General features: G+C 72.0%; 15 protein-coding genes. 6 read left to right on the top strand and 9 right to left on the bottom strand.

From position 1 onward, the window contains the following. Positions 1 to 45 precede the first annotated feature (45 nt). Entirely contained in the window at positions 46 to 1,260 is a 1,215-nt protein-coding gene (locus Psi01_RS39280; protein WP_204069273.1) for a benzoate/H(+) symporter BenE family transporter, read from the bottom strand. 145 nt (positions 1,261 to 1,405) lie between these two features. Between Psi01_RS39280 and Psi01_RS39275 the strand changes: the two genes are divergently transcribed. Then, positions 1,406 to 2,029 carry a helix-turn-helix domain-containing protein gene (locus tag Psi01_RS39275; protein WP_239128380.1) on the top strand — a complete coding sequence of 208 codons (624 nt, stop codon included), beginning with the start codon at positions 1,406 to 1,408 and terminating at the stop codon, positions 2,027 to 2,029. On the opposite strand, the gene Psi01_RS39270 is transcribed toward Psi01_RS39275, so the two are convergent. Then, a complete protein-coding gene (locus Psi01_RS39270) occupies positions 1,998 to 2,738 on the bottom strand; it encodes a DUF4287 domain-containing protein (RefSeq protein ID WP_204069271.1) in 741 nt (246 codons plus the stop codon). The genes Psi01_RS39275 and Psi01_RS39270 overlap by 32 nt on opposite strands. Positions 2,739 to 2,980: 242 nt before the next feature. Between Psi01_RS39270 and Psi01_RS39265 the strand changes: the two genes are divergently transcribed. Then, positions 2,981 to 4,201: an MFS transporter gene (locus tag Psi01_RS39265; protein ID WP_239128379.1), complete on the top strand. Its 1,221-nt coding sequence runs from the start codon at positions 2,981 to 2,983 to the stop codon at positions 4,199 to 4,201. 63 nt (positions 4,202 to 4,264) lie between these two features. On the opposite strand, the gene Psi01_RS39260 is transcribed toward Psi01_RS39265, so the two are convergent. From Psi01_RS39260 to Psi01_RS39250, 3 genes are all read right to left on the bottom strand, one after another. Continuing rightward, positions 4,265 to 5,785: a cellulase family glycosylhydrolase gene (locus Psi01_RS39260; protein WP_239128378.1), complete on the bottom strand. Its 1,521-nt coding sequence runs from the start codon at positions 5,783 to 5,785 to the stop codon at positions 4,265 to 4,267. Positions 5,786 to 6,360: 575 nt separating this feature from the next. Then, a complete protein-coding gene (locus tag Psi01_RS39255) occupies positions 6,361 to 7,989 on the bottom strand; it encodes a pectate lyase family protein (RefSeq protein WP_204069270.1) in 1,629 nt (542 codons plus the stop codon). A gap of 244 nt (positions 7,990 to 8,233) precedes the next feature. Then, positions 8,234 to 8,977 (bottom strand): MBL fold metallo-hydrolase, encoded by a 744-nt coding sequence (locus Psi01_RS39250; protein ID WP_204069269.1) that lies wholly within the window; start codon positions 8,975 to 8,977, stop codon positions 8,234 to 8,236. A gap of 226 nt (positions 8,978 to 9,203) precedes the next feature. On the opposite strand from Psi01_RS39250, the gene rho reads away from it, so the two are divergent. Then, positions 9,204 to 10,451, top strand: coding sequence for a transcription termination factor Rho (rho, locus tag Psi01_RS39245; RefSeq protein ID WP_204069268.1), 1,248 nt, complete (start codon positions 9,204 to 9,206; stop codon positions 10,449 to 10,451). A 9-nt stretch (positions 10,452 to 10,460) separates the two neighbouring features. Here rho and Psi01_RS39240 read toward each other — a convergent pair whose 3' ends face one another. The 3 genes from Psi01_RS39240 to Psi01_RS39230 form a co-directional block, all read right to left on the bottom strand. After that, positions 10,461 to 10,991 carry a hypothetical protein gene (locus Psi01_RS39240; RefSeq protein WP_204069267.1) on the bottom strand — a complete coding sequence of 177 codons (531 nt, stop codon included), beginning with the start codon at positions 10,989 to 10,991 and terminating at the stop codon, positions 10,461 to 10,463. 83 nt (positions 10,992 to 11,074) lie between these two features. After that, complete coding sequence (locus tag Psi01_RS39235) at positions 11,075 to 11,530, bottom strand: hypothetical protein (RefSeq protein ID WP_204069266.1); 456 nt, start codon at positions 11,528 to 11,530, stop codon at positions 11,075 to 11,077. A gap of 47 nt (positions 11,531 to 11,577) precedes the next feature. Next, positions 11,578 to 13,053, bottom strand: a complete 1,476-nt coding sequence (locus Psi01_RS39230; protein ID WP_204069265.1) for a hypothetical protein — start codon at positions 13,051 to 13,053, stop codon at positions 11,578 to 11,580. Between the two features lie 104 nt (positions 13,054 to 13,157). Between Psi01_RS39230 and Psi01_RS39225 the strand changes: the two genes are divergently transcribed. Together Psi01_RS39225 and Psi01_RS39220 are read left to right on the top strand one after the other, a co-directional pair. Continuing rightward, a complete protein-coding gene (locus Psi01_RS39225) occupies positions 13,158 to 14,006 on the top strand; it encodes a putative RNA methyltransferase (RefSeq protein ID WP_204069264.1) in 849 nt (282 codons plus the stop codon). 174 nt (positions 14,007 to 14,180) lie between these two features. Then, the gene (locus Psi01_RS39220) at positions 14,181 to 15,974 is read left to right on the top strand and encodes a S9 family peptidase (protein ID WP_204069263.1); all 1,794 of its coding nucleotides are present in this window, start codon (positions 14,181 to 14,183) and stop codon (positions 15,972 to 15,974) included. A gap of 47 nt (positions 15,975 to 16,021) precedes the next feature. On the opposite strand, the gene Psi01_RS39215 is transcribed toward Psi01_RS39220, so the two are convergent. Beyond that, entirely contained in the window at positions 16,022 to 17,482 is a 1,461-nt protein-coding gene (locus tag Psi01_RS39215; protein ID WP_239128386.1) for a PP2C family protein-serine/threonine phosphatase, read from the bottom strand. 211 nt (positions 17,483 to 17,693) lie between these two features. Here Psi01_RS39215 and Psi01_RS39210 point away from each other — a divergent pair. Continuing rightward, positions 17,694 to 18,568 (top strand): HAMP domain-containing protein (locus tag Psi01_RS39210; RefSeq protein ID WP_204069261.1); only part of this gene is annotated, 875 nt, incomplete at its 3' end.

Genomic DNA, 18,568 nt, shown 5'->3' with positions numbered 1-18,568 from the left:
CAGAATATGGGGATTTCTAAGGGGACGGCGCGAGTCCGGGCTTTTTCACCTCCGGTCCGCGTCCGACTCCGCCGGCCGGGATTCGTCCGGCACCGGTCCAGGTACGGCGCGCGGGGTCCTGCGCCGGTGCAGGAGCGTCATCAGCCCTCCCGCCACCAGCCCCCAGAAGGCGGCCCCCACGCCCAGCAGGGTCAGCCCCGAGGCGGTGACCACGAAGGTGACCACCGCGGCCTCCCGGCCCTCGGGCTCGGCGACGGCCGCGGTGATCGCCGAGGCCAGCGCCCCGATGAGCGCGAGCCCGGCGACGGCCTCGATGAGCACCGGCGGGGACAGCAGGACCAAAGCCGTCGCCAGCCCCGCCCCGACGCCCAGCACGATCATCGAGACCCCGGCGGTGGCCGAGGCGATCCACCGGCGGCCGGGATCGGGATCGGCGTCGGGACCGGCGGCCAGGGCCGCGGTGATGGCGGCCAGGTTCACCGCGTGCCCGCCCAGGGGCGCGGCGGCGGCGCTCGCCAGGCCGGTGGCGGTCAGGACCCCGCGCAGCGGCGGGCGGTAGCCGTACCCCGCGAGGACCGCCATTCCCGGCACGTTCTGCGCGGCCATGGTGACCAGGAACAGCGGGAGCGCGATGCTGATCATCGCCGGGAGGCTCCAGGACGGCACGGTCGCCTCGGCCACCGGGCGCACGTCCACCGCGCCGAGCCCCGGCCCGGTCAGCGCGATGGCCGCGACCGCCACGAGCAGGGCCCCCGGCACCGCCCACGTGCGGGCCACCCGGCTCAGCACGGCCCAGGTCAGCACGACGGGCACGGCCATGTGCGGAATCTCGACCAGCGCTCTGACCGGGGCCACGCACAGGTCGAGCAGGACCCCCGCGAGCATCGCGCCCGCGATCGGCCCGGGGATGGCCGCGATCCAGCGGCCGAGCACCGGGAACAGCCCGGCGACCACGATGAGCAGCCCGCAGACGACGAACGCGCCGACCGCGACGGGGAATCCCCCCTCGGGGACGCCGGTGGAGACGAGCAGCGCCGCGCCGGGCGTGGACCAGGCGATGGCCACGGGTATCCGCAGCCGCAGGCTCAGCCAGATCGCCGTGCCGCCCACGGCCAGGCAGAGCGCGAGCAGACCCGACGCGGCCTGCTCCCGGTCCGCCCCCACCGCCCGCAGCCCGGCCAGCACGACGGCGAACGAGCTGGCGAAGCCGACCAGCGCGGTCACCACACCGGCCAGCACGGGCTGCAACAGGCGGTTCATCCTTCGTCCTTCCGGGGGTCTCTGCTTCCAGGGCCCCGGCGCTTCCGGGGTTCCTGCGCTCCGGGTCTCTCGGGTCCTCTGCGGCGCCTCGACCATCCCGTGTCGTTCCGTAAACGGAACGATCGCCGTGTTGCAGGATAGCTTCATGACCTCCGGCGCACAAAACCCTTATCCGACCGCGGACGCCGGCACCTCCCACGTGGGCCGGCGGATCCGCAGCCTGCGGGAGGAACGCGGTCTGTCGCTGTCGGAGCTGGCCCGGCGGGCGGGAGTGGGCAAGGCCACGCTCTCCGGCCTGGAGAACGGCACCCGCAACCCGACGCTGGAGACCCTGTGGGCGGTGACCGCCCAGCTCGGCGTGGGCCTGGGCTCCGTCGTCGGCACCGGCCCCGTGGTGCACGGCACGGCCGTGCAGGGCGTCCTGCTGCAGGCCTTCGAGGAGGAGGGCGCCGCCTACGAGCTCTACCGCCTCGTCTTCCCCGCCGGGTCGTCGCAGCTCTCCCCCGCCCACCACCAGGGCGTCACCGAGCACCTCACCGTCTTCGCCGGCCTCCTGCGCGCCGGCCCCGCCGACGCCCCCCTCCTGGCCGGCCCCGGCGACTACATCACCTGGCAGTCGGACGTCCCCCACACCTACGCCACCCTCGGCGACCAGGACGTCCACGCCAGCCTCCTGATCCGCTATCCCCGCCTGCGGAGCGGGCTCCCGGACGGGCCGGTCCGGGAGCCCGGGGAGGTCAGCCCTCGAGGAGATGCTTCAGGGCGGTGACGCGGTCGCGCCAGTAGGTCTTCAGTTCGGCGGCCGTGGCGGCGTCGGGGAGTTTGCCGTGCTGGAGGCCGAGCTGGGTCTTCTTCTCGTCCTTGGCGATGACTCCGACCGTGAGGGCGGCGCGGCCCTGCCAGTTGGCGGTGACGGACTTGCCGGGGCGTGAGGTGCGGATCTCGAAGGGGGCGTCGGGCAGCCACTGGGCGCGCAGGTCGTCGTCGGTGAAGGCCTCGATGACGCGCTCGGCCGGGACGTTGATGATTTTGCTGGCGCTGATCGAGAAGTCACCGGTGCGGGACTGGCCCGGGGCCCGCAGGCCGCGTGCCCGCTCGTAGGCGACGGTGACGCTCTGCGCCCACCAGCCCTCGACGCCGTGCTCCTCGACGAGCCATCGGGCGATCTCCCCGTGCGTCCGGCCGGTGCCGCCCCAGGCGTCCAGCAGCGCGAACCACTCGTCGTGGGACCGGCCGGTCCGCGCGGTCATCGCGTCGTCGGAGACGACCGTGTCGCGGACCGCGGAAGCCGGTGCGTCCGCGCCGGGGGCCGGCGTCTGCTCTCCGGCGGGGACGACGGACGGCTGCCCCTCGACGGCGGGCGGCTGCTCCACGGCGTCGGCGTCGGGGAGGAGGTTGCGGCGGGCGGCGGTGTAGCTCTCGCCGGTCTTGGCCATGCGGGTGCGCACGCGGCTCTTGAAGGACTTGTTGCTGGTCATCTCATGCTCCTGGACACGGCGTCGCGCCGGGACTCACGCTCCCGCCGCCCCGCCGGATCTGGGGCATGCACAACCGGCGTCCCGAGAACTCCAGGGCCCCCTCTACCTCCGCGAGCCGGTGGCGTGAGCACCGGTGAAGGAGGTCGGGCGCGGGACGGCGCCTTCTTCGAAGGTACCCACCCGCACCGACAATCCGCCACCCCGTCCCCGAGCACAAAATTCACAAAAGTAATATTTGGTGCATGACGCCACGGTCCAAAGCTCTGATCTTCTGGGCCGCGGGGGTCCTGGCCTACGTCATCGCCGTCTTCCACCGCCAGTCCCTCGGCGTCGCGAGCATCGAGGCCGCCGCGCGGCTCGGCGTGGGCGCGGCCGGTCTGTCGCTGCTGGCCATGATCCAGCTCCTGTTCTACGCCGGCATGCAGGTGCCCGTCGGCGTCCTGGTCGACCGGCTCGGCTCCAAGCGCATGCTGCTCATCGGGGCCACGGTGATGTCCGCCGGTGAGCTCGTCTTCGCCTTCTCCTCCGGGCTGCTGCCCGGCGTCGCGGGCCGGGCGCTGATCGGGTGCGGGGACGCGATGACGTTCATCAGCGTGATCCGGCTGGTGAACCTGCACTTCCCCGCGCGCATCAACCCCCTGCTGGTCCAGCTCACCGGCCTGATCGGGCAGCTCGGCGCGCTGGCCTCCGCGGTCCCGCTGATCCACTCCCTGCGCGCGTACGGCTGGACGCCGACCTTCCTGGGCGCCGCGGCCCTCGGGGCGGTGGCCGTACTGCTGCTCCTGACCTTCCTGCGCGACTCCCGCCCGGAGCTGGCCGGGGACGAGCCCCCGGGGCTGAAGGCCGCCTGGGCCGAGCCCGGCACCCGGCTGGGCATGTGGACCCACGCCGCCACCCAGTGCTCGGCCGCCGCCTTCCTGCTCCTGTGGGGGTACCCGTTCCTGGTGCAGGGGCAGGGCCTGGACCCGTCGACGGCGGGCGTGCTGCTGTCCACTCTGACGCTGTGCGGCATGGCCTGCGGGCCGCTGCTCGGCTATCTGGCCGGGCGCTTCCCGTTCCACCGCTCCCGGATGGTCCTCATCGTGATCGGCACCACCGCGGGGGCGTGGACCGCCGTGCTGGCCTGGCCGGGCCGGGCCCCGCTCTGGCTGCTCGTCCTGCTCGTGGTGGTCCTGGCCGCCAACGGCCCCGGCTCGATGATCGGCTTCGACTACGCCAGGACCTTCAACCCGGCCACCCGGATCGGCGCGGCGACCGGGATCGTCAACGACGGCGGCTTCGTGGCGTCCATGTCGGTGATCGCCCTGATCGGCATCGCCCTCGACCTGCACGGCGGGAGCGGCCCGGACGCCTACCGCTGGGCGTTCGCCGTACAGTATCCGTTCTGGCTGCTCGGGGCGGTCCAGGTGCTCCGCTACCGGACGATCACCCGCCGCCTGCTGCTCGCCGCCCAGAACTCCTGACCCGCCGGAAACGGCGGAAGGCCCGCCCGGGAACCGGACGGGCCTCCCACAGGGAGATCGTCGTCAGCTGGTGGGGAAGTCGTCCGCGGTGCGGATCCGGTCCCGGATGAGGGCGCCCGACTGGGTGAGCACGCCGGTGCCGGTGTAGGTCCCGCCCGAGCAGGTGCCCGGCTTGAAGGCCGCGCTGCCCTCGCCCGCGTCCGAGTAGGTCCAGTTGGCGTAGCCGATCTTCAGGCCGTCCAGCAGATCGAGCCAGGCGTTGGTGCTGGCGACGTCCACCGCGCCGTCACCGCTGGCGCTCACCGTGCCGAACTCGCTGACGAACATCGGGAGCTTCGCCGCCGCCCGGCTCAGCGTGGACCGGTAGTTGTCCTTGTGCGAGGCGGCGTAGAAGTGGAAGGCGTACATGATGTTCGTGGCCTTGACCGGGTTGTTGACGATCTCGGACTCGTTGGAGCCGTCCGAGACGCCCAGCGACGACCAGCCGCGGGTGCCGACGATGATCACCGCGTCCGGGTCCGCCGCCCGGATCACCGGGATGACCTGCTCGGCGTAGCTCTTGATCGACGCCCAGCTCACCCCGTTGGGCTCGTTGGCGATCTCGTAGATGACGCCCTTCTTGGCGGCGTTGCGCGCGGCGACCGAGGCGAAGAAGGTCTTGGCGCGGGCCAGGTTGTAGTTGGGGTCACCCGGCGTCAGGGTGTGGAAGTCGATGATCGAGTACAGGCCGCGGGACTCGGCCATGTCGACGTACCTGTTGACCATGTCGGTGAAGCCCGACGGGTTGGTCTCGTACCCCTGCTCCTGCACGTACATCGAGATCCGGAACAGGTCGGCCTTCCAGTCGTTCACCAGGGCGTTCAGCGAGCTGTCGTTGTAGCACCTGGAGAACCACTGGATGCCGTGGGTGCTCATGCCGCGCAGCTGGATCGGGCGGTTGTACTGGTTGCACAGGTTGACGCCGCACACGTGCAGCTTGCCGTTGATCCCGAGCGGGGTTCCGGCGCCCGACGTCGGGGTGACGGTGGGCGTCGCGGTCGGGGTGACGGTGGGCGTCGCGGTCGGGGTGACGGTGGGCGTCGCGGTCGGGGTGACGGTGGGGGTGGCGGTGGGGGTGGCGGTGGGCTTCACCGTCGGGGTGGCCGTGGGAGTGGCGGTGGGACCGGTCGAGCCGGTGCACGTGACGCCGTTGAGGGTGAACGACGTCGGCACCGGGTTGCTCCCGCTCCAGCTGCCGTTGAACCCGATGCCCGTCGAGGCGCCGGTGCCCAGCGACCCGTTGTAGTCGAGGCTCTTGGCGGTGACGGCGGAACCGGTCTGGCTGTAGGTCGCCGACCAGCCCTGCACGACCTTCTGGCCGGAGTTCGGGAAGGTGAAACCGAGGGTCCAGCCCTTGATGGGGTCGCCGAGGTTCTTGATGCTGATATTGGCGGTGAACCCGCCCTGCCAGCTGTTGGTGGTGTAGGTGACCGCGCAACCGGTGGCGGCCATGGCGCCTGCGGCCGGCATGGCCGCCAGCGCCCCGGCGACGAGCCCGGCGGCGGCGCCGATCGTCAGGAGACCGCGGGCCCGGCGTGGGCGCATGGGGAATTTCACAACAGTGGCCTTTCGCGTTCGAGGTCGGCCGTCGCGGGAGACCGCGGACGGCCTTTCGGGCGCTCTGCGCTTCACGGGTCGGTGGGGTGGCGGGCCGCTTCCGCCCACGCACCGCAAGACCTGAGCGATTTCTAGCAGTTTGCGATATATAGGCCACGGAGGAAGCTGGGATCACGGTCGCCGATCCCTCCCCGAGAACCCCGCCGCAACCCGTGTTCCCCCTGCTCAGAGTCATGACCGGAGCGCATCCCGCCGATGTCTCCGGTCATGAAAGTTTCATGGGGGTACGGCGACCCGGCCGCCTCCATGCCGGCGATCGCTCTCATCGGCGTCGTCTCGGCCGCCGGGCGGGGACAGGCCCGGTGGTTCTCCGTTCACGCGACCGCCGTACTATCCGTTCGGGCAGCTCGGAGCGGTCCGGGTCCTGCGCGACACCGGTCCGGGCGGCGCCTGCGGAGCAGGGCCTCTCCCCTTCACACGGTCAGGGTGTGAAGGAGAGAGGCCCGTACGGCCCGCCCCTGCGTACGGTCAGGATGCGCAGGAGGCGGTCATGGGGAGAGCGGCTAGAGGATCCGGTCCGCGCCGGCCACCCCGGCGCCCGCGGCCGGCGGGGCCGAGGAGGCGGAACCGGCCGAGTAGGCGTACGGCGGCGGCGGGACGCTTCCGTCGGCGCGCAGCCAGTCGCTCCGCTCCTTGCCGCTGTCCTGCGCCCGGGTGATCGTGGCCGGGTCGTAGAAGTTGCTGCCCGTCCAGGTCAGCCTCGTGTCGCCGAAGTCCTCGGTGATGGTCTTGGCGCCCTTGACGTGGTTGCTCTCGGCGTAGACCTGGCCGCCCGCGCCCAGGCCGATGAAGTAGTCCTCGACGTCCACGTAGTTGGCGAACACGTGGGCGTAGCCGAAGCGCACCCGCGGGTGGCGGGTGTTCGACCCGTCGAACCAGTTGTGGTGGTAGGTGACGCGCAGGTAGCCCCTGTCCTGGGCGCCGTTGCTGTCACTGTGCCCCAGCAGCATCGACTTGTCCGTGGCGACGAACCGGTTGTGGGAGACCGTCACCAGGTCGGAGCCGCGCTTGACGTCCACCGAGCCGTCGGCGGAGGTGTGGAAGGTGTTGTGGTCGACCCACACGTGGTGCGAGTAGCACTGCACGTTCACCGAGTCGTCAGCGGAGTTCCGGAACGTCAGGTTGCGGATGATCACATTCTGCGTGTGCGTGAACCTGTCCTTGCTGGCAGGGCTGCACAGGTCCCCGCCCCAGGCGACCTCCTCCGGGCCCCAGCCGTTGACGTCGAACCCGAACCCGCTGATCGTCGCGTTCGTCCCGACGCCGATGACGGTCTTGTTCGAGCCGACGTCCAGCATCTTGGCGCCGGTTCCGGTGATCGTGCCGGAGACGCGGACGATGCGGGGCGTGTCGTCGGCGACGGCCGCCGCCAGCTGCGCGTAGGTGCTGACGGTCACCGTCTCGCCGCCGGCGCCGCCGCTCGTCCCGGTGCGGCCGTACCCGCTCAGGGTCGCGAAGCCGACCAGACCGGCCGCGTTGCCCGGGGAGCCGGTCGGCGTCGAGGTGGGAGTCACCGTGGGGGTCGCCGTGGGGGTCGCCGTGGGCGTGGCCGTAGGTGTCACGGTGGGGGTGACAGCGGGGGTCGCGGTCGGCGTCGCGGAGCCCGCGGGGACGAACCTCCACTGCTTGCTCGCCGCCGAGTCGCAGGAGTTCTGCTGGACCAGGGCGCCGGCGGCGGTGGAGTCGTCCTTGATGTTGAGGCACTTGCCGCCGTTGGCGTTGACGACCCGGTAGTTCGAGCCGGAGGCGGTCGGCTGCCAGGTCTGGGAGGTGGCGCCCGAGCAGGTCTCCTGCTGTACGGCCTTGCCCGCGGAGGTGCCGGCGTCCCTGACGCCCGCGCACTTGCCGCTGTGCGCGGCCTTGAGCTGGAACCCGCCGCTCACGGCGGTGAGGTTCCAGGTCTGGGAGGAGGCTCCGCCGCAGGCGGACTGCGCGAGCTGCACGCCGTCGGAGGCGCCGCCGCCGGGGACCTCCAGGCACAGGCCGCTGCCCGCGTTGACGAGCGTGTAGGCGCCGGGCGCCGGGGCCGCGGCGGCCGACGCCCCGGCCGTCAGCCCGGAGGCGGCCAGCGCGCCGAGGACGGCGACGGTGGCCGCCACGGCCGCCTTCCTGTCGAATCTGCTGCTCTTCACAGCCGAGCTCCTTGCTGGTCCAGCGGGTCCTGGGACCCGCGTTCTGGATTCCCCCCAGCGAGTACTCACCTGTTCACATGAGTGAACGCATTCGTGTTGGCATGCAGGCTCACCCTAGGAAAGCGTTTTCCCAGTGTCAATGGACGATGAAAATTCCATGACGGGACCGGGCGGAGACGAGGATGCCCCGCCCGGACGCGCACGAGAACGACCGCCGGGCGGACCGGAGCGGAGCGACGACCGGTCAGGTGAGCCTGGTGAACGGCTCCGCGAAGTGGGCCGTGCCGATCATGCCGCCCTCCGCCCTGATCTGCTCCAGCAGCTCGGCCCTGGTCCTGGCGGCGAGATCCGGATCTCCGTCGTAGAGATAGGGCACCTTCGGGTCGGTGAGCTGCACGGGATGCAGGACCAGGTCGCCGGTGAGGGTCAGCTCGCCCACCTGGACGACCTGGTGCCCCGGGGTGTGGCCCGGGGCGTGCAGCACCCGGATGCCGGGCAGCGCGTCCGCCCGCCCGTCGACGATCTGGACCTGCTCGCCCAGCGGCCGTACGACGTGGTCGAGGACCTCCTCGGCGGCCGCCTCGACCTCGGTCCGCTGCAGCAGGTGCCGGGCGTTGGGGAAGACCGGCACGCCGCCTGCCACCGCCCCGCTCGCATGGTCGCTGTGCAGGTGGGTGATGACCACCGCGTCCACGTCCTGCGGCGCGACCCCCACCCGCGCGAGCTCGGAGGTGAGCGCTCCCGGCACGGGAGCCCAGCTCGCCGCCGGCGAGTCCGCCGGCCCGATCCCGGTGTCCACCAGCACGGTCCGGCCCGCCGCGTCGCGCAGCAGGTAGCAGTGGAAGTGCAGGGTCCACTCGCCGTCCTCGTGACAGCCCCCGGGGAACATCTCCGGCAGCGGGCGCCGGATGGCCTCCCCCATCGGCCCCACCGCGTCGCACAGCGGGAACACCTCGACACCTGCCACCGTTATGGACTGGTGGAGCACCTTTCCTCCTTCTGGAGACGAATCTGTGGTGCTACTGTCATATCGGGCGTGACGCACAGTCGGCCAGGCCGCGTGCGACCGATCCGCCCTTTTTCTCATACCGCGCCCCCTCGTGGCACGCGGTTCCTCTCAGGCGCGCACCGCGCGCTCTCAATTCTTCGCCCGCGCGTCCGCGTGGGGTTCCCCGGGCGTTTCCGTACGTCCGTTCCATCATGAAAGGTCACCCATGACCGTAGAAACCATCGTCAAGAAGCCTCCGCGCCGCCGTAAGAGCGCCGCCCCGCCCGCCACTCCCGTCCCCGAGAGCGGCGCGCCCGCGTCTTCCGTCTCCGTTCCCGCCCAGGCCCCCGCACCTCCGCGATCCCCCTCCCCGTCTCCCGTCGAGACCGTGTCCGGCCTCCTCGACGTCCGCGACAAGGTCGCCCACCTGCGGACCGGCGGCTACCTCCCCGGCCGCGCCGATGTGAAGGTCCCACCGGCCCAGGTCAGGCAGTACGGCCTGCGCCCCGGCGACCACGTCGTCGCCACCGCGCGCAGGCCGTACGAGAAGCTGGTCGAGGTACTGGCCGTCAACGGCGTCGAGACCGGCGCCGCCCGCCCGGCCCCCGCCGCCCGCCCGCACTTCGCGGACATGACCCCGATCCACCCGGACGAGCGGCTCCGGCTGGAGACCGACTCGCTCACCACCCGGGTCGCCGACCTGTTCGCCCCGATCGGCAAGGGGCAGCGCGGCCTGATCGTCGCCCCGCCCAAGGCGGGCAAGACCCTCGTCCTGCGGGACCTGGCCGCGGCGATCTCCAGCAACCACCCGGACGTCCACCTCATGGTCGTGCTCGTCGGAGAGCGGCCCGAGGAGGTCACCGAGATGCGCGAGTCCATCCGGGGAGAGGTCGCCGCCTCCACCTTCGACCGTCCCGACCGCGACCACACGGCGGTCGCCGAGCTGGCCATCGAGCGCGCCAAGCGCCTGGCCGAGACCGGCCGCGACGTCGTCGTGCTGCTGGACTCGCTGACCCGCCTCGGCCGCGCCTACAACAACCTCGCTCCCGGCGGCGGCCGTACCCTCGCCGGAGGCATCGACGCCGCCGCCCTCCTGCCGCCGCGCCGCTTCTTCGGCGCCGCCCGCAACCTGCGCGACGGCGGCTCGCTGACCATCCTCGCCACCGCCCTCGTCGAGACCGGCTCCCGGATGGACGACAACCTCTTCGAGGAGTTCAAGGGCACCGGCAACATGGAGCTGCGCCTGCGCCGCGACCTGGCCGACAAGCGGATCTACCCGGCCGTGGACCTGGACGCCTCCGGCACCCGGCGCGAGGAGATCCTCCTCGACCCCGACGAACGGCAGCTCACCTGGCGCCTGCGCCGCACCCTCGGCGGCCTGGACAGGCAGCAGGCCCTGGAACTCCTCCTCGACCGCCTCGGCGAGACCCCCTCCAACGCCGCCTTCCTCCAGCAGATCCGCCAGACCACCTGACCCGGGCCGTCAGCCCAGCCGGTGGACGACCGTCTCCCTACTCACTCCGGCAGGCCGGAGCGCGAGCACCATCAGGAGCACTGCGACCAGCTGGCAGAGGTCCCCGAGGGAGTCGGAGAAGAGATGCCTCTGCGGATCCCACATGTTCACGGTCCCCTGGGCTGCTTCCGCCAGGAAGAACAGGGGGCGGGCGCAGTACACCAGGACCAGGACGGCGGGGAGGAACCGGGTCACCACCCGGCCCGGGCCCGGCCTGCCCCGCCGGGCGGCGAGCAGGCACGCCCCGAGGCCGAGCAGGACGTACGGCGCGACGCCGAGGGCGAAGGCCGGAGTGTCGTGGATGTCCTCCAGCAACGCGGCGATCTTCAAGATACGACCGCCGGAAAAGAGCTGGACCATCCCGTAGATGACGCCCGACTCGCCGTACTCCTCCGGAGGGTCCTCCGGCGGGGTCAGCAGGTCCTGGATCCATGAGTGGACGGCCGGAGCCACCGCCCACAGCAGGGCGGCGCACCAGAGCAGCCGGGATCGTCGGGTCACGGCGGGCAACTCTAGGGACGCGAGGCGACGATCCGGTCACATCCCGGCGGGAGGCCGCCGGGATCCGGCTCCGGCGAACGGGCCTACTGCGGCCAGTTGGCGACGGTCGAGGCCTTGATGGCGTCGGTGTGGCACCTGAAGATGGCGTTGGTCCGGTAGCTGACCAGGCAGACCCGCACGTCGGCCCGGGTCACCTCGCCGTCCGAGGACAGCTTGAAGTTCGCGCCCTTGGAGGAGCAGGTGTAGCGGACCTGCGACCAGCCGGTGCCGCCGCTCGCGTAGTGGAACTTGGCGCGGACGTAGGCGCAGTGGCCGGAGTGGTAGTCGCGGTCGTACAGCTTGCCGGAGACCACGAACCGCTCGGAGTCGAAGTCGCTCAGCCACACGTCGGCCTTGGCGTAGCCGCCGTGGCCGCTCTTGGACTGGACCGGGCCCCAGTGGTGCACGCGGTCCCCCGCGGCGGCCTGGGCCGTTCCGGTCAGGCTCCCCGCGAGCACGAGAGCCAGCAATCCGCCACCGATGACAGTTCTCTTCCTCATGGACATCATTTGTACCGGTAGTCACTTGAAAAGCACTTGCGTCCCGCTTATCGCTGCTTGGCGGGATAAACCATGATCAGGAACTGCTCCATGGATCCCCTCCAGGCCTCCCCGCCGTCCCTCCAGGCCTCCCCGTCGCCCCGTACATGGACGCGGACCCGATAGGCGCCCCTGCCCGCGGCGGTGAGGTTGACCAGCCGGGGCCCGCCGTAGAAGTCGACAAACCTCAACCGCCCCCGGGTGCTCCGGTAGGAGATCTCCTCCACCTCGTCCCAGCCGCGCCGCTCCAGCGGAGGCCTGCGGTCGTAGACCTCGGCCGTCACGCACACGGGAGTGAACTCGTCGGCGACCGTCACCTGCAGGACCCCGGGCTCGGCCCCGGCCAGGCCCTCCACCCAGAGCGGGCCGGCCTCGACCATCTCGATCTCGTCCTCAAGGGCGACGAGCGCGTTGTAGTCGGTGTCCACGGCGCCCACCGCCCGCCGCAGCGGCCTGATCAACGGGCGGTGCCGGGGGTAGGCCGCGCACTTGACGTTCAGCGCCGCCTGCTCCCGTTCATCGGCCAGACGTGCCCGCTCTGCCTTGACCTTCTCCGCGGCGACCACCCCGGGACAGATCGCCCTGAGGCCCTCGGCCAGATCCGCGCTGTGCTCCAGCCCCAGCTCCTCGTACGGTTCCCGCCTGCCCACGTCCCCACCGGCCCGCACCACGGCGGCGCAGAGGTGCCGGCCGTAGGCGAGCACATGACCGTCCGGCATGCCGTCGAACTCGCGGATCGTCCCGTCCCCCCACGGACCGCCGCGCGCCGCGCACAGGAACCGGGCCCCGCCCTCCAGTTCCTCCAGGCTGTCTATCAGGAACCCCCCGGCGGTCGAGCACGCCTCGTTCCCGGAGATCCTGCCGGTGACCGTGTCCGAGACGGGCGTGAGGGCCAGCGGCAGGATCACGAGCACGACCGACGTCACCCGAGTCAGGAGGGACCGCCGGCGGTGCGGCCGCCGTACGGCCAGCAGCATGAACGCCACGGAGGCGAACGCGATCAGGGACTGCACGAGATTGACCGAGACGATGAAAGGGCCGCCCCACAGGTCCAGGCAGCCGGCGCCCAGCAGGGCGTCCAGCCCCATCGGCAGGAGGGTGAGGAAGGTGAGCAGGACGATCACGACGGCGGCGACGCGGGTGACGATCCGGCCGATCCGCGGCCGGCCCCACCGGTTGCCGGCCAGCCACGCCACGAAGGCCACGAGCATGAGCGGAAGGCCGCCGAGCCAGAAGAGGAAGACCGTGTAGACGACACTGCGGATCTCGTAGCCGTGCTCCAGCATGAACTCGTGGCCGGTGCACCGGTCGGGCGGGCCGTAGCCGAAGAAGCCGTAACTGTAGGAGTCCGGACCGGCGGACACCCAGTAGACGAGCGGGGCCAGTGCGGTGGCGAAGGCCGCGGCCCAGTGGAACCACGCCGCCCTGCCGGGCCGGAGGCGCCCCGCCTTCCCGGCGGGGGTCTCCGGTGGGTCACCGGACACGGCGGGCTCCTTCCTTCCACGGGCACGTCGAAGCGGACGGCGAGCATCGTAGGGATGAGGGATGACGGTCAGGTCACGCCGCCGCGAGGCGGGATGATGGGGTCATGCTGGCCGACGTCGTCGAACACCTCATCTGCCCGGTCTGCGGGGACGGGCTCACCCTCGGCGAGCGGGCGCTGCGCTGCCCGCGGGGACACGCCTTCGACATCGCCCGGCAGGGGTACGTCAGCCTCCTGACCGGCTCGCAGGCCCCGGGGACGGCCGACAGCCCGGCCATGGTGGCCGCCAGGGACGACTTCCTCGGGGCCGGGCACTTCGGCCCGCTCGCGGACGCGGTCGCCGAAGCGTGCCGTACGGCCCCGCGGGCGGAGGACGGGAGACCGGTGATCGTGGACGCCGGGGCCGGGACCGGTTACTACCTGGCCCGGGTGCTCGACCGCCTGCCGTACGCCACCGGGATCGCCCTGGACATCTCCAAGCACGCGGTCAGGCGGGCCGCGCGGGCGCACGCCCGGCTGGGGGCTGTGGTGGCCGACGTGTGGCGGCCGCTGCCCGCCCGCGACCGCTCCGCCGACGTCCTGCTCAACGTCTTCGCCCCGCGCAACGGGGCGGAGTTCGCGCGCGTGCTGAGGCCCGGGGGCGTGCTCGTCGTCGTGACGCCCACCTCACGGCATCTCGAACCGCTGGTGGACCGGCTGGGCCTGCTGTCGGTGGACGAGTCGAAGGAGCGGCGCGTGGCCGAGAGCCTCGGCGGCCACTTCGCGGAGACCGGGCAGGAGATCCACGAGTTCCGGATGGAGCTGGGGCGGGCCGCCGTCGAGGCCGTGGTGGGCATGGGGCCGAGCGCCTGGCACACCGATCCGGAGGTCATGCGGGAGAGAGTCGGGAGGTTGCCGGAGAGCAGCGAGGTGATCGCCTCCTTCCGCATGTCTACCTTCACCGTACGGGCGTAGGCAAGGAAGGTGACTTGACAGCCATCTTCATAACACATGTTACTGAAGTGACATTTAGTCCGAAATTCAGCTATTTCAAAGCAGACCAGGGGTGGAAGCGACATACTGGACGGCAATCCGGCGAGCCCGCGCTCGTCCGCGTGAAGCCGATGCCTTGACGGAGGGACGCGCCATATGAAGGCGGAGGAACGCTGGCAGGCCAGGTTCCGGGCGCCGCGGGTGACGTTGCCGGTGTGGGCGAGGCAGGCTCCCGCTCGCACGGTGTACCGCAGCAACGCCTCCGGAGCCTGGGAGATCTACGCCTGGGACCGCTCCGACGGCTCCGTCCGCCAGGTGACCTCGCGTCCCAAGGGCACCGCGCACGGCACGATCGACCCCACCGGGCAGTGGATCTGGTGGTTCGCCGACACTGACGGCGACGAGTGGGGCGGCTGGATGCGCCAGCCGTTCGGCGGCGGCCCGGACGAGCCGATCGACCTCGAACCCGGCCACCCGGCCGGCATCGCGCTGTCCGCGGCGGGCGACGCGGTGATCGGCATGGCCCGGCCCGGCAAGGGCTTCACCGTCTCCGTGGTACGGCCGGGCTCCCCGGCGAAAGTGATCTACGAGCACGCCGAGGCTGCCTCGGTGACCTCCATGTCCCTGGACGGCTCGCTGGTCGCGATCAACCACAGCGAGCACGGCGACTCCCGGCACCCCGCGCTGCGGGTGATCCGGCAGGGCGGCCAGGTCGTCGGCGAGCTGCACGACGGCCCCGGCAAGGGCATCGTCGGCCTGGGCTTCTCCCCCGTCGCCGGCGACCGGCGGCTGCTCGCGCTGCACGAGCGCCGGGGCCGCCGCGAACCGCTGGTCTGGGACCCGGTGAGCGACGACCAGCGGGAGATCTGGTTGCCCGACCCCGGTGAGATCACCGCGGACTGGTACGACGACGGCCGTTCCCTGCTGGTCGTGCGGGCCAACCGCGCCCGTACCCACCTGCACCGCTACGACCTGCCCGGGGGCGTGCTCACCGCCATCGAGACCAAGCACGGCGTGATCGAGGCCGCCGCGCCCCGCCCCGACGGCTCGGTGGAGTACTCCTGGTCCAGCGGGTCCCACCCGCCGGTGATCCGGTCGACCAACGGGCAGGTGGTACTGGGCCACGGCGGGCCCTCATCGCCGCCGTCCGTCCCGGTCGAGGACGTGGACGTGGACGGGCCCGGCGGGCGCATCCACGCCCTGGTCTCGCGGCCCGAACGCGGCAGCGGGCCGTACCCGACCGTCTTCCTCCTGCACGGCGGGCCCACCTCGCAGGACGACGACTCCTTCGTGCCGCAGGTGGCGGCGTGGGTCGACCACGGCTTCGCGGTCGTGCGGGTCAACTACCGCGGCTCCACCGGGTACGGCTCCGCCTGGCGCGACGCCCTCGCCGGCGAGGTCGGCCACATCGAGCTGGCCGACGTGACCGCCGTCCGCGAGGCGATGATCGCACGCGGCCTGGCCGACCCCGAGCGGCTGGTGCTGGCCGGCAGCTCCTGGGGCGGCTATCTCACGCTGCTCGGCCTGGGCACCCAGCCCACGGTGTGGTCCGCGGGCCTGGCCACCGTGCCGATCGCCGACCACCTGGCGACCTACGAGGACGAGCCCGAGTCGCTGCGGGCCTACCACCGCGCGCTGCTGGGCGGCTCGCCCGCCGAGCAGCCGGAGCGCTACGCCAACTGCTCGCCGATCACCTACGTCGACGACGTCGAGGCGCCCGTGCTGATCCTGGCCGGGGAGAACGACCCCCGCTGCCCGATCCGCCAGATCGAGGGCTACGTGTCCCGGCTCGCCGAGCGCGGGCACACCCACGAGGTCTACCGCTACGACGCGGGCCACGGCTCGCTGGTCGTCTCCGAGCGCATCGCCCAGATGGCCGCCCAGCTCGACTTCGTCCGCAGGCACATCAAGCCGGACGGCGCGGGCGGCGCCCATCTCCCTCAGGACTGACCCTGCCCGGGATCGAGACGACCGTCCCCGGGGCCGGTGGCGCCCGCCTAACGGGCCCGCAGGACCACGATCGCCATGTCGTCGGCGCTCGGCTCGGGGGCGAAATCCTGTACGGCCCGGCGGATCCGCGCGGCGACGGCGCCCGCCGACAGGCCCACGCACTCGGCGAGCAGCTTGGCCAGCCCCCCGTCGTCGTCGAGCAGCCTGCTGCCCTGACGCCGCTCGGTGACCCCGTCGGTCACCGCGAGGAGCACGTCGCCGTGGTCGAGGTGGACCAGGTCCGCCTCGAAGGTCGCCTCGGGGAAGACGCCCAGCAGCGACTGGGAGGTCACCACCGGCTCCACGACCCCGTTGGGCTTCAGCCGCAGGGCCTCCGGGTGACCGGCCGAGACCAGGCGCAGCTCCAGCCCGGTGGGCACGGGCGTGATCTCCCCGTGGAGCAGGGTGAGGAAGCGGGCCCGTTCGCCCTCTTCGAGGATCGCCTGGTTGAGCCGGCCCAGGACCGCGGCGACGCCGTACCCCTCCCTGGCCAGCAGGCGCAGCGTGTGGCGGGCCAGGCCGGTGACCGCGGCGGCGACGGGACCGGTCCCGCAGACGTCGCCGACCGCGAACCGCCAGCTCCCGTCCCCGGCCGCGAACAGGTCGTAGAAGTCCCCGCCGACCTCGTTGGTCTCACCCGCCGGCTCGTAGACCACGGCGGAGTCGAGCCCGGGGATCTCCCCGGGGTCGTTGGGCGGCAGCAGGCTGCGCTGCAGCGCCTGGTTGGCCTCCGCCTGCTGGGCGTAGAGCAGGGCGTTGTCCAGGGCGAGCGCGGCGCGGCGGCCGATGTCCCCGGCGTACTGGATGACGTCCTCGGCGAACCGGTCGGACCGGCCCAGGCACATCGCGCCCAGCGCCCGGCCCCGCGCCAGCAGGGGGACGACCAGCACGTGCGAGTCGCCCAGCTGCATCGAGCCGCCGGTCTCCGGGATGTGCAGGCCCGCGAGGTCCTGGCGGAGGTCGTCGATGCGGCTCTCGTCGGTGTGCCACAGGTAGGCCGGGCGGTGCAGTCCGCTGCTGTCGGGCCAGGTGTAGACGGCGCACCAGGCGGCCAGCCGGGGCACCGCGATCTGCGCGATGATCGCGGGCACCATGTCCGGGTTGAGCGTGCCGGCCAGCAGGTCGCTGGCGTCGGCCAGAAACCGCAGCCAGCCGATCGGCCCCCTGCCCGTCTCCTCCTCGGCCCACTCGGTGGCCACGTGACCGCTGGAGCCCGGCAGGGCGAGGCGGGCCCAGTGGGTGCGGTGCTGGCCCGCGAAACTGACCCCCCACTCCTCCACCGGGACCCCCGGGCTGACGGGGCCGACGGAGCCGGTCTCCGCCGCGCCCTTCTGCCTCACCTCCACCTGGACGCCGTCCCCCATGTGGTTCCAGACCACCTCGAAGGGGCTCTCCACGGCATGGGCGGCCAGCTCACCCGCCAGTTGCTCCGCGGAGTCCAGTACGGACAACGCGGCCCATGCGGTCATCACTTCGCGAGTGAACCTCTTCGTGGCGGGTACTGCGGTATCTCCCGGAGCGAAGGTCGCGGCCAGGACAGCGCGGGGAACACTGGTCATTGTTCCGTGACTACCACACTTCCCGCTGACATGGGGTAAATCGAAGGTGGGACTCGAAGTTGCGCACCGTGACAGACTGGTGCTGCCCGCGGTAGCCCCCCTCGGGAGTCAAGGAGGTCTAATGACCACGGCCGACGCGATGCCCGACGTCGAGGAACGGCGTTACACGGAATCAGATCTACAGCCGATCCTGCAGACGCTCATCACGTGGCGGGACGGAGACTTCCGCCGCCGGGTGCCGCACGCGCCACCTGGAATCCTGAGCGAGATCCGCCTGCTGCTCAACGAGGTCGCCGACCGCCGCGAGCACCTGGCCAACGAGCTTCACCGGGTCCGCCGCGAGGTCGTCAGGGAGGGCCGCTTCGGCGAGCGCCTCACCCCCGGTCCGGGCGTGGGCTCCTGGACCGAGAGCGTCGACTCGGTCAACGCGCTGATCGACGCCCTGGTCGGACCGGTCACCGGCGCGGCGGACGTGATCGACGCCGTGGCCAAGGGCGACCTGTCCCGCCGCATCGACCTCGACCGCGGCTCCCGGGGCGAGGTGCGCCGCCTGGGCAAGGCGATCAACGGCATGGTCGACCAGCTCTCCCTGTTCACCTCCGAGGTGACCCGGGTGGCCCGCGAGGTGGGCACCGAGGGCCGTCTGGGCGGGCGGGCGAACGTCCGGGGCATGTCGGGCAGCTGGCGCGACCTCACCGAGGCCGTCAACACCATGTCGAGCCGCGTCTCGGCCCAGGTGCGCGACATCGCGGCGGTCACCACCGCGGTCGCCAAGGGCGACCTGAGCCGCAAGGTCACCGTCGACGCCGTCGGCGAGATGTTCGAGCTGAAGAACACCGTGAACACGATGGTGGACCAGCTGTCGGCCTTCGCCGAGGAGGTCACCCGCGTGGCCCGCGAGGTGGGCACCGAGGGCCAGCTGGGCGGCCAGGCGCAGGTGCGCGGGGTCTCCGGGGTCTGGAAGGACCTCACCGACAACGTCAACGTCATGGCGGG

It is taken from the genome of Paraplanobispora siamensis, assembly GCF_016863175.1.
GTDB classification, from domain to species: Bacteria; Actinomycetota; Actinomycetes; order Streptosporangiales; family Streptosporangiaceae; genus Planobispora; species Planobispora siamensis.
This window is presented reverse-complemented; position numbering and strand designations above follow the sequence as displayed.